Raw genomic sequence first — 14,467 nt, 5'->3', positions numbered from 1 at the left:
CATGTTACTATGAGCTGAAGGCTCGATAAAGAGAAATGCAATTATTTTGCAGGGTTAATTTGCAGTAAGCGATTTTGATATGACACCAAAACAGAAGTATGAGAAAGACATAAAAGAGCATGGTTTTCAAAGGGATGATGCGCAATCTGAAGCGGTTGAGGCACTGGATAATCTTCATCATCAGATTGTTGAATATATCAATACCCCCAAGGTTTCACTTACTCGTTGGCAAAAACTGATTGGCAAAAAGGCTAAGTCGGCTGAGGTACCTGATGGACTGTACTTTTGGGGGGGAGTCGGTCGAGGTAAAACCTATTTAATGGATTCATTTTTTGATTCATTGCCGAGTGATAAAAAAATGCGCGTTCATTTCCATCGTTTTATGTACCGTGTCCATGACGAATTGAAAGCTCTAGGAGAGGTGGCAGATCCTTTGGAAATCGTCGCGGATAAATTTAAACAAGAAACAGACATCATCTGTTTTGATGAGTTTTTTGTTTCCGATATTACTGATGCGATGATTTTGGGCACTCTATTTCAAGCGCTATTTGAGCGACAAGTTATCCTTGTTGCGACCTCTAACATTCCACCTCACGATCTCTATCGAAATGGATTGCAACGAGCAAGGTTCATCCCTGCGATTAATTTGATTCAGAAGCACTGTACGGTGATGAACGTTGATAGTGGTGTGGACTACCGTTTGAGAACATTAGAGCAAGCTGAGATTTATCACTATCCACTTGATGAAGTGGCGAACAAAAATTTATATCGCTATTACGCTCAGCTTGTTGGTGAAGATAAACCAATCCAAACCAGTATCGATGTGAATCACCGAATTATTGATGTGATAGAGGCAAGTGATGGCGTGTTACACGCAACCTTTGAGCAGCTTTGTAAAAGTGCCCGTAGTCAAAACGATTACATTGAGATTTCCAAAATCTATCACACTGTACTGCTTGCCGATGTCGAATTGATGGTTGCGAGTCTTGATGATGCCGCGAGACGGTTCATTGCTTTGGTAGATGAGTTTTATGAGAGAAACGTAAAATTGATTATCTCAGCAGAGGTGGCACTTGAGAGCCTATATAGTGGCGAATTTCTCGAATTTGAATTTAAACGTTGTCAGTCAAGATTGATTGAAATGCAAAGTCATGATTACTTAGCGAAAGAGCATCTAAGCTAGTTGATTATTTGAGCGGTACGAGCGCGCCAAAAAAAATCGTGATTTTATTCAAAAAGAGGTGATTTTTTCTTCGCTCTTCTCTATAATCCTGCGACCTACCGTTACTGCGGGCCTCTAACGATGAGTAAAATCACGTTACGCCAAGAGTTTTCCAACACTCGAAGGGGTGATGAATGGTAACTCTTAGACAGTGGGAATACGTAAGTATTCCTTAAGTGTAAATTTTTTTAAATAGGTAATTATTAGCATGAAAACTTTCGTTGCTAAACCAGAAACTGTAAAACGCGACTGGTATGTTGTAGACGCTGAAGGCAAAACTCTTGGCCGTCTAGCAAGTGAAATCGCTTCTCGCCTACGCGGCAAGCACAAAGCAGAATACACTCCTCACGTAGACACAGGTGATTACATCATCGTTGTTAACGCTGAGAAAGTTGCTGTAACTGGTAACAAAGCTAAGGGTAAGGTTTACTACCGTCACTCTGAGTTCCCTGGTGGTCTTAAAACAATCACTTTTGAAAAGCTAATTGCTAAGAAACCAGAAATGGTTCTTGAACTAGCAGTTAAAGGTATGTTGCCACGTGGTCCACTAGGCCGCGCAATGTACCGTAAGCTTAAAGTATACGCTGGTACTGAGCACAACCATGTTGCTCAACAGCCACAAGTACTAGACATCTAAGGGGATTAAGACAATGGCAGAGAATCAATACTACGGCACTGGTCGTCGCAAAAGCTCAGCAGCTCGTGTTTTCATCAAACCAGGCAGCGGTGAGATCGTAATCAACAAGCGTAGCCTTGATGTTTACTTCGGTCGTGAAACTTCTCGTATGGTTGTTAAACAACCTCTTGAGCTAGTTGAACTAACTGAGAAATTAGACCTATACATCACTGTTAAAGGTGGTGGTATTTCTGGTCAAGCAGGTGCTATCCGTCACGGTATCACTCGCGCGCTAATGGAATACGATGAGTCTCTACGTCCTGCGCTACGTGCAGCTGGTTACGTTACTCGTGACGCTCGTTGCGTTGAACGTAAGAAAGTTGGTCTACGTAAAGCACGTCGTAAACCTCAATTCTCTAAGCGTTAATTTTTCTTTTACAGAAAAATACACGCTCCAGTTTCAGTACTGGAATTGTGGTTCAAAAGCCTGGCTATATGCCGGGCTTTTTGTTTTTTTAACATCTGAAAATTCTTCCTATTTATCCCCCTCGATCCCTTTCCCTTTTAATTCAGTCTCTTTTGTGACCTAGGATAGGCTTTCCCCTTTGAATGTTACAAAAAGGTAGCTTTATCTTGTCAAAAAGTAGGGTTTTAATTATCATTTGCAATCAAATAAATATAATTAAAATTTTACTTTGTTAGCCATGCTCTGTAAGCGGAATATCTACTATCCAAAGGGAGCAAATGGGAGAATGTTTGGATGAGCAACGCGCCTTTAAATAACGGTCGTAGACGTTTCTTAACTGCCTCAACTGCGGTTGTTGGTGGTTTGGGAGCAGCAGCGGTCGCCGTTCCTTTTATTAAATCTTGGAACCCAAGTGAGAAAGCGAAAGCTGCTGGTGCACCAGTAGAAGTCGATATAGGTAAACTCGAAGAAGGTCAGATGGTTCGTGTTGAGTGGCGAGGTAAACCTGTATGGGTTGTTCGTCGTGCTCAATCAGTCGTCGATGGGCTTAAAGCTCTAGATGGTCAATTACGCGATCCAAGCTCTGGTGAAGAACAGCAGCCTGTATATGCTCAAAATGCTTATCGTTCGATTAAGCCAGAGTATTTTGTTGCAGTGGGTATTTGTACTCACTTAGGTTGTTCGCCTACGTACCTACCTGATAGCTTTAGCGAGCAGGTTCAGGGCGTTAAGTCTGGTTTCTTCTGTCCTTGTCACGGCTCTAAGTTCGATATGGCTGGACGTGTATTCCAAGGAGTTCCAGCGCCGCTCAACTTAGTTGTACCGCAACATATGTATATGAGCGAAACCAAAATTATGATCGGTGTTGATGACACAGGGGAGGCATAATGCAAGCGCTACTTGATTGGGTAGAAAAACGTCTACCAGTGATGGATTCTTATAAAAAGCATCTATCTGAATATCCAATGCCAAAAACGTTCAACTTTTGGTACTTTTTCGGTTCACTGGCTATGTTGGTTTTAGTTAACCAAATCCTTACGGGAATCTGGCTAACAATGAACTACGTTCCTTCTGGTGAAGGGGCATTCGCTTCCGTTGAATACATCATGCGTGATGTGGAATATGGTTGGCTACTACGTTATATGCACTCTACAGGCGCGTCTGCGTTCTTTGTTGTGATTTATCTGCACATGTTCCGTGGGTTGATTTACGGTTCTTACCAAAAGCCTCGTGAGCTACTGTGGCTATTTGGAATGCTGATCTTCCTAGTGCTTATGGCTGAAGCCTTTATGGGTTACTTGCTACCTTGGGGACAAATGTCTTACTGGGGAGCACAGGTAATCATCTCGCTATTTGGGGCTATTCCCGTTATAGGTGATGACCTAACACTATGGATTCGTGGTGACTATGTTATTTCCGGAGCAACGTTAAACCGTTTCTTCGCGCTTCACGTTATCGCTCTGCCTATTGTTTTGTTGCTTCTTATTGTTCTTCACGTTCTAGCGCTACATGAGGTTGGCTCTAACAACCCTGACGGTATTGAGACTAAATTACCTAAAGGCTCTATGGGTGATGACTATAAGACACAGTTTAAATTCCACGATAATTACTCTAAGAAATACGACATTATTGATTGTATTCCATTCCACCCTTATGGAACGGTTAAAGATTTAGTGGGCGTTGCCGGTTTCTTATTCCTATTTTGTTATGTACTGTTCTTTAATCCAGAGATGGGAGGCTACTTCCTTGAGCCACCTAACTTTGAAGCAGCAAACCCACTGAAGACTCCAGAGCACATTGCTCCGGTATGGTACTTCACGCCGTTCTACGCAATTCTTCGTGCTGTTCCAGATAAGCTTCTGGGTGTTGTCGCGATGGGCGCGTCTATTGTGGTGTTGTTCCTTCTACCTTGGTTTGATCGCTGTAAAGTACGTTCTTACCGTTACCGTAGTAAGCTACATCTGATTAATATTATTCAGTTCACTATCAGCTTCATTGCGCTAGGTGTATTGGGTGCGCTTCCAGCCACTGCAACATATACATTAATGGCTCAAATCTTTAGCTTAGGTTATTTCATGTTCTTCGTACTTCTGTGGTTCTACAGTAAGAATGAGGCTACGAAACCGTTACCAACTAGGGTGAAATTCAAATGAAGAAGTGGATTGTAATTTTATTTGCGATGTTACCTGCGATGGCGATGGCAGCGGGCGCAAAGGTTCCTTTAGACAAAGCAAACAACGACATGTCTGATAAGGCGTCTTTGCAAAATGGCGCGAAGTTATTCATGAACTACTGTTTTGCTTGTCATGCAACGCAGTATCAGCGTTACGAACGAGTTGCGAAGGACCTTGATATCCCTCTTGATCTCATGATGGAAAACCTTGTTTTTGACCCAGAGGCAAAAATTGGCGATCTAATGGTGAGTGCAATTCCTCAAGATTCTGCTGCTAAATGGTTCGGTGGACCACCACCAGACCTAACATTAGTAGCTCGAGTTCGCGGTACTGACTGGCTTTATACGTATCTTCGTTCATTCTACGCAGATCCAAGCCGTCCATTCGGTGTCAATAACACTGTTTTCCCTAGTGTCGGTATGCCGCACGTTCTTGAAGAACTGCAAGGCATTCCTCGCGCGATTTACGAAACTAAGATTGTAGATGGTAAAGAGAAACAGGTGATTGTCGGAATCGAAACTGACGGTTCTGGTGAGCTAAACAGTGAAGAGTATGATTCAGCGGTTCGTGACTTAGTGAACTTCTTAGAATACTCGGGTGACCCGGTAAAATTAGAGCGTCAAGCTTTAGGTTGGTGGGTCATGGCTTTCTTAGTTATCTTAACTATCTTTATAGTGTTGCTTAAGAAAGAGTATTGGCGTGATGTGCACTAAATATGCTATAATCGCACGCTGATTTTTATTATGTACAATGGAGGCTAAGCCTCCATTATTTTTTGTATCTGTAAGTATGCTGGAGGGCTCCATGGCTGTAGCTGCCAATAAACGTTCTGTGATGACATTGTTTTCAAGTGCATCTGATATGTATAGCCATCAGGTTCGTATTGTCCTGGCTGAGAAAGGCGTAAGTGTTGAGATCGAACTCGTTGATGAAGCTAATTTGCCTAACGAGCTTATCGAACTTAACCCGTACAAATCCGTACCAACGCTAATCGATCGTGAACTTGCACTGTACGACTCAAAAATCATTATGGAATACCTCGATGAGCGTTTTCCTCACCCACCACTGATGCCTGTTTATCCAGTAGCTCGTGGTAATAGTCGTCTGATGATCTACCGTATTGAGCGTAACTGGTATTCACTAGCTGAAAAAGTAGTGAAAGGTAACGCTGAAGAAGCAGAAAATGCTCGCAACAAGCTTCGTAACGATTTACTCACTCTTGCTCCTGTATTTGCAGAGTACGAGTACTTCATGAGCGAAGAGTTTAGCTTGATTGACTGCTACTTAGCACCGCTATTGTGGCGTCTACCTCAACTTGGTATTGATCTTGTTGGCCCGGGTTCAAAAGAGCTTAAAATTTACATGAGCCGAGTATTTGAACGTGACTCTTTCTTAGCTTCTCTAACTGAAGCTGAGCGTGAGATGCGTTTAAGCCGATAGTTATTGATGGATATTGAGAAAATGACTCCACGCCGCCCATATATGCTCAGAGCATTTTATGAGTGGCTAGTGGATAATGATTTAACACCTCACTTAGTTGTTGATGCAACTATGCCGGGTGTTAGAGTTCCTCAAGAGTTTATTCAAGATGGCCAAATCATTTTGAATATAGCGCCTAGAGCGGTGGGGAACTTAGAGCTAGGAAACGACGCCATTACTTTTAGCGCTCGTTTTAGTGGTCGTCCTCATTCCGTTATTGCCCCTCTTTATGCGGTACAAGCAATCTACGCTAGAGAGAATGGGGCAGGAACGATGTTCGACCCTGAAGAGGCTTACCTTGACTCTGAATCACAAATCAGTGATGTAGAGGAAGAAGCACCCGTTAGCAGCTTAACTTCAGTTTCTGAAGGTGAGACAACTGTTGAAGTGTCAGACGGTGATACGCCCTTAGACGAGCCGCCCAAACCGAAAGGTCGCCCTAGTTTACGAGTAGTTAAATAAAAAAAGCAGCTTAATAGCTGCTTTTTTATTATCTAAAATTACTGTTTATCAGGGTGTTTGGCTTCAATCACCATATTGAAAGGCTCGAACCACTTGTTTTACGCCTGAAATGTTACGCGCCACCTCAGTAGCAATATCAGCGTGTTCTTGAGATACGTACCCTAGCAAGAAGACTTCTTTATCTTCAGTGATGACTTTCACTGTGACACCGCTTAACTCTGATTTTGTTAACAGTGCCGATTTGACCTTAGTCGTGATCCAACTATCACTGCTCATGGCTGTAACCGACAATGGCTCTTTAATTCGGATTTGATTGTGTATCGTATCAACCCCTTTAATCTTTTGAGCTTGTTCGATAAAGCTATCCAGTTGGTTCTGAGTTTTCGCTTGACCAATCAGTACTACCGTTCCATTGTATGAACTTGCTGTTATACGTACTTCCCCTCGAAATGGGGATTTATTTCCAAGACCGGCAACTTCAAATTCTATATTGCTGTCATTCCACTTATCTTTAGTGGTTCTAGAATCTGCGATTACTGAATCTTGTGTACTGCCGGGGCTTGAAAGCCCTGCACAGCCCGTAAGGGAAAGCATGGTCAAAATGATGACTAAATAGTGTGGTGCTCTCATTGCTACTCTTCGTGCGCTGGAAATAATACTTGGTCAACAAGATCACATAAACAGTGAAGAGTAACCATATGTACTTCATGAATTCTTGGCGTTCTGTGAGAAGGGATGCGAATTTCGACATCGTGTTCACCCAGCAACCCTGCCATCTCACCACCATCTTTACCGGTAAATGCAATGATTGTCATATCTCGAGTCACCGCAGCTTCCATCGCTTTAATGATATTCTTGCTGTTGCCGCTGGTCGAAATGGCTAACAAAATATCACCGGCTTGCCCAAATGCACGTACCTGCTTTGAAAAGATTTCTTGATAGTGGTAGTCATTAGCAACAGCAGTCATGGTGGTATTGTCAGCCGTCAAGGCCATTGCTGGCAGGCTAGGGCGCTCTGTTTCAAATCGATTTAGAAAGCAGGAGACAAACTGCTGAGCATTTGAAGAGGAGCCTCCATTGCCGCAGCAAAGAATTTTATTGCCATTTAGCAGGCTCGCCACCATCGCTTGCGCGGCATGAGTTATAGCATCCGGGAGAGCTTCGGCTGCTGCAATTTGAATTTGAATGCTTTCAGTGAAGCTGTCTTTAATGCTGTCTAGCATTGATTATCCTTGAGTAATTGCATTTTTTATCCATTCGATTTGCTTTCCTTGCTGGTGGATAGCAATAACATCAAAACGGAGATCGGTTTGCTCAACTGAGTGGCCTTTTTTCAAAAGCCAATAGTTAGCCGTTTTTAATAGTTTAGCCACTTTGTGCGAAGAAATCGTCTCCGCTGCATGACCATAGTGCTTGTTCTCTCGATAGCGAACTTCAACAAAAACGACGCAGCTACCATCGTACATGATGAGATCAATTTCGCCACATCGAGCTGTAAAGTTTCTCTCAATAAGAATAAGACCGCAACCTTCTAAATAAACTTTAGCGACGGTCTCATAATGTTGACCTTTATCTCTTCGGCTAAAGAGCCCCATATTCCGCCCAGCTAATCTCTCTTTGAACGATACAATTTCCATCGATACTCAATAGACCTGTCTGTCCTTGATAGCTATGATCTGGAACGATCTTCATTTGAGGTAGCTGTTCCATCATATGATAGGCATCGATACCTAATGCTTGAAGTCGGCGTTCAGCGTTTGAATCACGTGGCCATAACTGCTCCATCTGCGCATTTAAAGCACTGTCGTTTTGCAATAGCAGAGGAATATCGCTATAGGTGATCCCTGTTAGATCTTCGTATTGTTTATTGCCGCTATTACTGCGAGAGTTTGAAAATAGCTCTGGTGGCTTAGTGTCTGGGTTGATCGCGACTTCAATAAAGGGCTTAATCAGCGTTAACTCTGAACTGTTAGCAACAATGTAGACAGCATCGATATCACGACGGCTGCGCGGTTGGCTCTCTAAAGGAATATCCATCAGTGCTTCTATTTGAGCAATATGTTGCTGGCTCTGCTGAAGCCCAAACACGGAATTTATATTACGTTGAAGCTGTCTTTTATCACCAAATAAATTCACGGCAACTTTATTGTCGTTGAGTTTTTCCCACTCAGCGCTGAAGGCTTCACTCACTCGCTGACCAAGCTTACCTTGAGGCGCAAGGACTAGTGGGTATTGATAACCCTGCTGGTGAAGGTATTTAGCGGCTTGAGCGACTTCTTGCTCAGGGGAAAGCGCTAAGTAACAAGTTCCCGTCCCTACTTCTAGGTGCTCTGGAATGTTAAGTGCGAGCGTTGGGATGTGATAAGCCAGATTTGCTTGGATCTCTTCAAGTTGCTCGACATTATCCTTGGTCAATGGACCAACAACAAAATCGATATTTTTCTCAATCAAGATCGTTTCAAGTTCATCTTTTGATGTTTTGTTAGTATCAATAATGGTTAAGGTCGCTTCTTCATCGCGATCACTGTCGTTCATCATTGCCATAATAAAGCCATCGCGAATAAGCTGAGCTTGCTTACCAAACTTGCCTGATAGCGGCAGTAAAATAGCGGTATTTGTTGGTTTAGCTATTTCTAGATCCAAAATATCCTGAATCGCTTTTGGTGTATAAAGACTTGCAGGGTGATTGGGATTCTCTTCTAGCCAGTTAGCCAGGCTATTTTTGAGCATTGGAATATCTGTTGAGAGCGTTTTCATGTAAACGCTTAATTGCACCCACCCATCAATAACGGCTTCATCCGTTGAAGAGCTGAGCAGTGCCATTTGATCGGATTCATAGCGTTCTAAATTACTCCAAATCAAATCAGCAGTGTTATGTTGCTCGACTTCGTCTTGATACTCAGTGAGTTGAACAAGCTCTTTACTTGCTTCAAAGAATCTCGATTGATTGGTGTATAGCTCTGACCTTAGCTGGTAGTAATCGATCCATTGCTCATCTGGTAGGGACCAATCTGATTGGAAATTGAGTCGGGATAAAGCCTGATGATACTCACCTTGAAGGCCTAATGATTCAGCTCTTGAGAGCTGCCACTCTGATTGCTGCAATTGAGTCAGAGGTTGTTTAACAATTCGTTTTGATAGACGGTCTGCCAATTCCAAGTCATTACTTTCAATCGCAGCTTTAAATGCCATGATTAACCAATCATTTTGAATCTGGCCTTGTGAACTGTCCGCCTGCATTAGGTAGTTCTGAGCAGATTGGACAGGGTCGAGCAAAATATCAACATAGGTAGGTGCTGAAGGTTTAGACGAACACGCTGACAACACGATTGCGAGTGCAACAGGGGTGAGTAAGCGTGGTACACTGATTCTCTTATGGTTCTTCATAGCCATGCATTCTTATACTTGTATGTGTAAAATTATCTCTATATTAATCGTTGAAGTGATGGTAAACAAATGACAGACAACAAAACATTGCCAGCAGAGATCCCAACTCTCTATATTGTTCCGACTCCAATAGGCAATTTGGGTGATATTACCCAGCGTGCCATCGATATATTATCCACTGTCGATGTGATTGCCGCTGAAGATACTCGCCATACGGGTCGTTTACTTGCTCACTTCAATATTAAAACCAAAACGTTCCCCTTGCATGATCACAATGAACAGCAAAAAGCTCAAGTCTTAGTTGATAGATTATGTGAAGGGCAGTCCATTGCATTAGTTTCTGATGCTGGAACGCCGTTAATTAGTGATCCAGGATACCATTTAGTTAATAAATGTCGTCAAGCAGGTGTAAGAGTTGTTCCTCTGCCAGGTGCTTGCGCCGTTATTACCGCTTTAAGTGCTTCGGGTCTTCCGTCTGACCGTTTTAGTTTTGAAGGTTTTTTGCCGCCGAAGAGTAAAGGCCGCAAAGATAAGTTCTTAGAAATTGCTAAGGCAGAGCGAACCTGTATTTTCTATGAATCACCACATCGTATCTTAGACTCTCTGGCTGACATGCTCGATATATTGGGTCCAAACCGTGAAGTGGTATTGGCTCGAGAGATCACCAAGACGTTTGAAACCATTAAAAAATTGCCTTTGGGCGAGCTTATTGAGTGGGTGAGCAGTGATGAAAATCAACGTCGTGGTGAAATGGTACTGTTGATCCACGGCTATCGTGAAATTGCTGACGATACTATTGCAGAGGAAGTCACGAGAACGTTGACGATTTTGACCAAAGAGTTACCTCTTAAAAAGGCCGCAGCAATGACGGCTGAAATTTACAACTTAAAGAAAAACGCGCTTTATAAATGGGGTCTTGAAAACCTAGATTAAACTGGTCTTTGTTGGCTGTTTATTGAACGATTGAACGGGCTGTTTAACCCTAATGGCGTTTAAGCTTACTTCACTCTAGACACGCTCTGCGCTTATCTATACAATCCGCCTCGGAGTTGACTGGGTAATCGCTGCTTCATTGATGTCCTTCGGGAGACTGATGAAGGGGAGGAACGTCCGGGCTCCTTAGAGCAGGGTGCCAGGTAACGCCTGGGTAGCGTGAGCTAACGACAAGTGCAGCAGAGAGAAGACCGCCGATGGCCTCATTTCTTCGGAAGAGGTACAGGTAAGGCTGAAAGGGTGCGGTAAGAGCGCACCGTGCGTCTGGCAACAGTGCGTAGCAAGGTAAACTCCACCCGGAGCAAGATCAAATAGGCCCTCACATTGCGCTGCTCGCGTATGGGGGCGGGTAGATTGCTTGAGCCTGTGAGCGATTGCAGGCCTAGACGAATGGTTACCGCCGCGCAAGCGGAGACAGAACCCGGCGTATGTGTCAACTCCACCAATTCGAAGCCCATCATAACGTAGAGTTATGATGGGTTTTTTGCTTTATATTGACGAAAATTATTCTGTTACCACTAAACTTAGCGCAATATCACGTGATGTTTTGCGCAAACAGTAGCGATAGCTCGTGAAATCAGTACACTGATGTTTATCTGTTTTTAGTGTTATCGCCTTCAGCCCAAGCTTGATGAGACCAACATGACTGAATCATTCCAACATATTTCTGTTTTACTCCACGAATCGATTGATGGATTAGCCATTAAGCCCGATGGTACCTATATAGATGGGACATTTGGCCGTGGTGGCCACAGTCGAACGATCTTGTCTCAGTTGGGAGAGAATGGTCGCTTGTTCAGTATTGACCGAGATCCACAGGCGATCGCTGAAGCGCAAAAAATTGATGACCCCCGCTTTACTATTATCCACGGCCCGTTCTCTGGAATGGCAGAATACGCTGAGCGTTACAACTTAGTGGGTAAAGTAGACGGCGTATTACTTGATCTAGGCGTCTCATCGCCTCAGTTGGATGACGCTGAACGTGGCTTTAGCTTTATGAAAGATGGTCCATTGGATATGCGCATGGATCCAACCAGCGGAATTTCTGTATCTGAATGGATACTAGGCGCTGATTTAGATGACATTACCTGGGTTATCCGCGAGTTCGGTGAAGATAAACACGCACGTCGAATTGCAAAAGCAATCGTGGCTCATCGCGATGATGAAGAAAAAGAGCCGTTGACACGCACCGGTCAGTTGGCCAAGTTAATTTCAGAAGCTGCACCTAAAAGCTTCAAAGAGAAGAAGCATCCTGCAACGCGTGCATTCCAAGCTTTTCGAATCTACATCAACAGTGAACTAGAAGAGATTGATACAGCACTCAAAGGTGCTGCAAGCATTCTAGCACCGCAAGGTCGCTTGTCTGTGATTAGCTTTCACTCGTTAGAAGACCGCATGGTTAAGCGTTTTATTCGTAAAGAGAGTAAAGGACCGCAAGTTCCTCACGGTATTCCACTCACTGAAGCTCAGATTAGTGAGTTAGGCTCACCTGATTTAAAGCCGATTGGTAAAGCGAATAAGCCAAGTGAAGGTGAGGTCGATCAGAACCCACGTTCTCGTAGTTCTGTATTACGTATTGCTGAAAAACTGTAGATTGCATGAGTGATCGCGCACCAAACTTAGCTAAAGTCATCGTAACTGACCTGTTTACAGTCGGTCGGTTGCCGTTACTGATGCTAATTTTGATCTTTACTAGTGCGATGGGAGTGGTGTTTATTACTCACCACTCCCGACAAGCAATTTCCGAAAAAAACACCATGCTGCTTAATCGAGATCAGCTAGCCAATGAATGGCGAAACCTTATTTTGGAAGAGACAGCACTTGCTGAGCATAGTCGAGTTCAGGCTATGGCAAAGAAAGAGCTCGAGATGCGTCGCCCTGACGCAGACAAAGAAGTGATTATTAACCTGCAATGAAAAGCAAAAAAGCCTCAGTCATACCTAAAAGCAACAAAACCAAACCGAAACCTAAAGCGGATGCTCCTCTGCTGATTCGTTGGCGTTTCTATTTATTGATCTGTTGTGTGTTTGCTTGTTTTTCGATTCTTGTTGCTCGTATCGGTTACATTCAAGTGATTGAACCTGACAACCTCATCCGTCAAGGTGATATGCGTACTGTCAGAGCCAAAACCATTCATTCTGCCCGAGGGATTATTTCAGACCGAAATGATGAGCCACTTGCGGTGAGTGTTCCGGTTGAAGCTGTTTGGGCCGATCCTGTTGCTATCTTCAAGAAAAGTGGACTTGATGATCTTGACCGATGGTATGCACTTGCCGACGTTTTAGGGCTTGATCGTAAAGGGTTAGTTGAAAAAATTCGCAGTAATGAAAAGCGCCGATTTATCTACCTTCAAAGACAGGTAAGCCCGGCCATGGCGAACTATATCCGAGAGCTAAAGCTAACTGGTGTTGGTCTGAAGTCTGAATCTAGACGCTATTACCCGGCTGGAGAAGTTAGTGCTCACTTAGTTGGTGTGACAGGTATTGATGGTCATGGCTTAGAGGGTGTTGAAAGAAGCTATGATAAATGGCTAACAGGTGAAGCCGGTAAGCGAATTATTCGTAAAGACCGCTATGGTCGAGTTGTTGAGAATATATCACTTGAAAAACAAGAGGAAGGCGAGCCTCTTGCATTGACTATTGATCAGCGGTTACAAGCCATTTCATTTAGAGCGATTAAGCAGGCTGTGGCGGACACAAGAGCAACGTCTGGCTCTGCGATTCTACTTGATGTAAAAAGTGGTGCAGTATTGTCAATGGTCAATGCGCCTTCTTACAATCCGAATAATCGTTCTGATTTACAATCATTTAAAATGCGAAACCGCGTTATTACCGATGCGTTTGAACCGGGCTCTACGGTTAAACCATTTGTGGTATTAGCAGCTCTTGAAAATGGCACTGCGAATAAGAATACCGTTATCGATACGGGTAATGGTGTAATGCGTATTGGTGGCAGCCGAGTGGTTGATACCTCTAAAGTTGGCAAAGCCGATCTCACCACGATATTGAAAAAATCGAGTAACATTGGTGTTGCTACCCTTGCTTTAGATATGCCTCTCGAAGCCCTACTAGGAATGTATAGTTCAGTCGGTTTTGGTGAAACCTCGGGTCTTAACTTAGTCGGTGAGACTGCGGGTATATTCCCCAACCGACGTCGCTGGTCAAAGCATGAAATTGCGACGCTATCATTTGGTTATGGATTAACGATTACACCTTTGCAGTTAGCGCACGCTTACGCCACGCTAGGCAATTATGGTGAGTATCAACCAATCCATATTATTGAGAACAATCAGCAAGATCTTTCTAGACAAGTGATTGATGATGAAAACGCTCGTCTTGTACTGGAAATGCTAGAAACAGTAACTCAACCCGGTGGTACCGCGACTCGCGCAGCCGTTCCTGGATACAGAATTGCAGCTAAAACGGGGACCTCTCGTAAAGCCGTTGCTGGTGGTTATGGTGATGAGTATTTTGCCTATACGGCAGGCGTTGCCCCTGCGAGCGACCCAAGATTAGCGTTAGTTGTTGTGGTCAATGAGCCTCAGGGTGATAACTATTACGGTGGTTCAGTTGCTGGCCCTGTCTTTGCTGAGATCATGAAAGGCGCACTACAGATATTGAACGTCGCACCCGACGAAAACCAATTAAAAGTCATTAAATAAGAGATAA

At 43.6% G+C, this 14,467-nt stretch carries 16 protein-coding genes and 1 other RNA gene; 13 read left to right on the top strand and 4 right to left on the bottom strand.

The window, feature by feature from the left end; all coding sequences use genetic code 11:
- The first annotated feature begins 79 nt into the window (after positions 1-79).
- The 8 genes from zapE (at position 80) to sspB (ending at position 6,419) form a co-directional block, all read left to right on the top strand.
- Entirely contained in the window at positions 80-1,183 is a 1,104-nt protein-coding gene (gene zapE / locus L4C54_RS18720; protein WP_428809334.1) for a cell division protein ZapE, read from the top strand.
- A gap of 247 nt (positions 1,184-1,430) precedes the next feature.
- Complete coding sequence (rplM, locus tag L4C54_RS18715) at positions 1,431-1,859, top strand: 50S ribosomal protein L13 (RefSeq protein ID WP_010434689.1); 429 nt, start codon at positions 1,431-1,433, stop codon at positions 1,857-1,859.
- A gap of 13 nt (positions 1,860-1,872) precedes the next feature.
- Positions 1,873-2,265 (top strand): 30S ribosomal protein S9, encoded by a 393-nt coding sequence (gene rpsI / locus L4C54_RS18710; protein WP_248009878.1) that lies wholly within the window; start codon positions 1,873-1,875, stop codon positions 2,263-2,265.
- A 333-nt stretch (positions 2,266-2,598) separates the two neighbouring features.
- Positions 2,599-3,192: a ubiquinol-cytochrome c reductase iron-sulfur subunit gene (gene petA, locus L4C54_RS18705; protein WP_428803218.1), complete on the top strand. Its 594-nt coding sequence runs from the start codon at positions 2,599-2,601 to the stop codon at positions 3,190-3,192.
- Positions 3,192-4,457, top strand: coding sequence for a cytochrome b (locus L4C54_RS18700; RefSeq protein WP_428803219.1), 1,266 nt, complete (start codon positions 3,192-3,194; stop codon positions 4,455-4,457). The genes petA and L4C54_RS18700 overlap by 1 nt, the downstream gene beginning before the upstream one ends.
- The gene (locus tag L4C54_RS18695; RefSeq protein ID WP_428809333.1) at positions 4,454-5,191 is read left to right on the top strand and encodes a cytochrome c1; all 738 of its coding nucleotides are present in this window, start codon (positions 4,454-4,456) and stop codon (positions 5,189-5,191) included. Before L4C54_RS18700 ends, L4C54_RS18695 begins: the two co-directional genes overlap by 4 nt.
- Before the next feature lie 91 nt (positions 5,192-5,282).
- Positions 5,283-5,918, top strand: coding sequence for a stringent starvation protein SspA (sspA, locus tag L4C54_RS18690; protein WP_248009882.1), 636 nt, complete (start codon positions 5,283-5,285; stop codon positions 5,916-5,918).
- 6 nt (positions 5,919-5,924) lie between these two features.
- On the top strand, positions 5,925-6,419 hold the full coding sequence (gene sspB, locus L4C54_RS18685; RefSeq protein ID WP_428809332.1) for a ClpXP protease specificity-enhancing factor: 495 nt from the start codon (positions 5,925-5,927) through the stop codon (positions 6,417-6,419).
- A gap of 63 nt (positions 6,420-6,482) precedes the next feature.
- On the opposite strand, the gene L4C54_RS18680 is transcribed toward sspB, so the two are convergent.
- Genes L4C54_RS18680 through L4C54_RS18665 form a run of 4 tightly spaced genes read right to left on the bottom strand, consistent with a single transcriptional unit; the run spans position 6,483 to position 9,806 of the window.
- Positions 6,483-7,049 (bottom strand): BON domain-containing protein, encoded by a 567-nt coding sequence (locus L4C54_RS18680; protein WP_428809331.1) that lies wholly within the window; start codon positions 7,047-7,049, stop codon positions 6,483-6,485.
- A 2-nt stretch (positions 7,050-7,051) separates the two neighbouring features.
- The gene (locus tag L4C54_RS18675; protein WP_428803223.1) at positions 7,052-7,642 is read right to left on the bottom strand and encodes a phosphoheptose isomerase; all 591 of its coding nucleotides are present in this window, start codon (positions 7,640-7,642) and stop codon (positions 7,052-7,054) included.
- Positions 7,643-7,645: 3 nt separating this feature from the next.
- Positions 7,646-8,014 (bottom strand): YraN family protein, encoded by a 369-nt coding sequence (locus L4C54_RS18670; RefSeq protein WP_428809385.1) that lies wholly within the window; start codon positions 8,012-8,014, stop codon positions 7,646-7,648.
- Positions 8,001-9,806, bottom strand: a complete 1,806-nt coding sequence (locus tag L4C54_RS18665) for a penicillin-binding protein activator (protein WP_428809330.1) — start codon at positions 9,804-9,806, stop codon at positions 8,001-8,003. The genes L4C54_RS18670 and L4C54_RS18665 overlap by 14 nt, the downstream gene beginning before the upstream one ends.
- A 69-nt stretch (positions 9,807-9,875) precedes the next feature.
- Between L4C54_RS18665 and rsmI the strand changes: the two genes are divergently transcribed.
- From rsmI to L4C54_RS18640, 5 genes are all read left to right on the top strand, one after another.
- Entirely contained in the window at positions 9,876-10,739 is an 864-nt protein-coding gene (gene rsmI / locus L4C54_RS18660; protein WP_428803225.1) for a 16S rRNA (cytidine(1402)-2'-O)-methyltransferase, read from the top strand.
- 112 nt (positions 10,740-10,851) lie between these two features.
- An RNA gene (gene rnpB, locus L4C54_RS18655) (RNase P RNA component class A) lies at positions 10,852-11,244 on the top strand.
- Positions 11,245-11,441: 197 nt separating this feature from the next.
- A complete protein-coding gene (gene rsmH / locus L4C54_RS18650; RefSeq protein ID WP_428803226.1) occupies positions 11,442-12,392 on the top strand; it encodes a 16S rRNA (cytosine(1402)-N(4))-methyltransferase RsmH in 951 nt (316 codons plus the stop codon).
- Positions 12,393-12,397: 5 nt separating this feature from the next.
- On the top strand, positions 12,398-12,715 hold the full coding sequence (gene ftsL, locus L4C54_RS18645) for a cell division protein FtsL (protein ID WP_428803227.1): 318 nt from the start codon (positions 12,398-12,400) through the stop codon (positions 12,713-12,715).
- The gene (locus tag L4C54_RS18640) at positions 12,712-14,460 is read left to right on the top strand and encodes a penicillin-binding transpeptidase domain-containing protein (protein WP_428809329.1); all 1,749 of its coding nucleotides are present in this window, start codon (positions 12,712-12,714) and stop codon (positions 14,458-14,460) included. The genes ftsL and L4C54_RS18640 overlap by 4 nt, the downstream gene beginning before the upstream one ends.
- Positions 14,461-14,467 lie beyond the last annotated feature (7 nt).

It is taken from the genome of Vibrio lamellibrachiae (assembly GCF_050337265.1).
Lineage (GTDB): Bacteria > Pseudomonadota > Gammaproteobacteria > Enterobacterales > Vibrionaceae > Vibrio > Vibrio kyushuensis.
The sequence above is the reverse complement of the archived record's forward strand: the minus strand, read 5'-3'. Positions and strand labels throughout refer to the sequence as shown.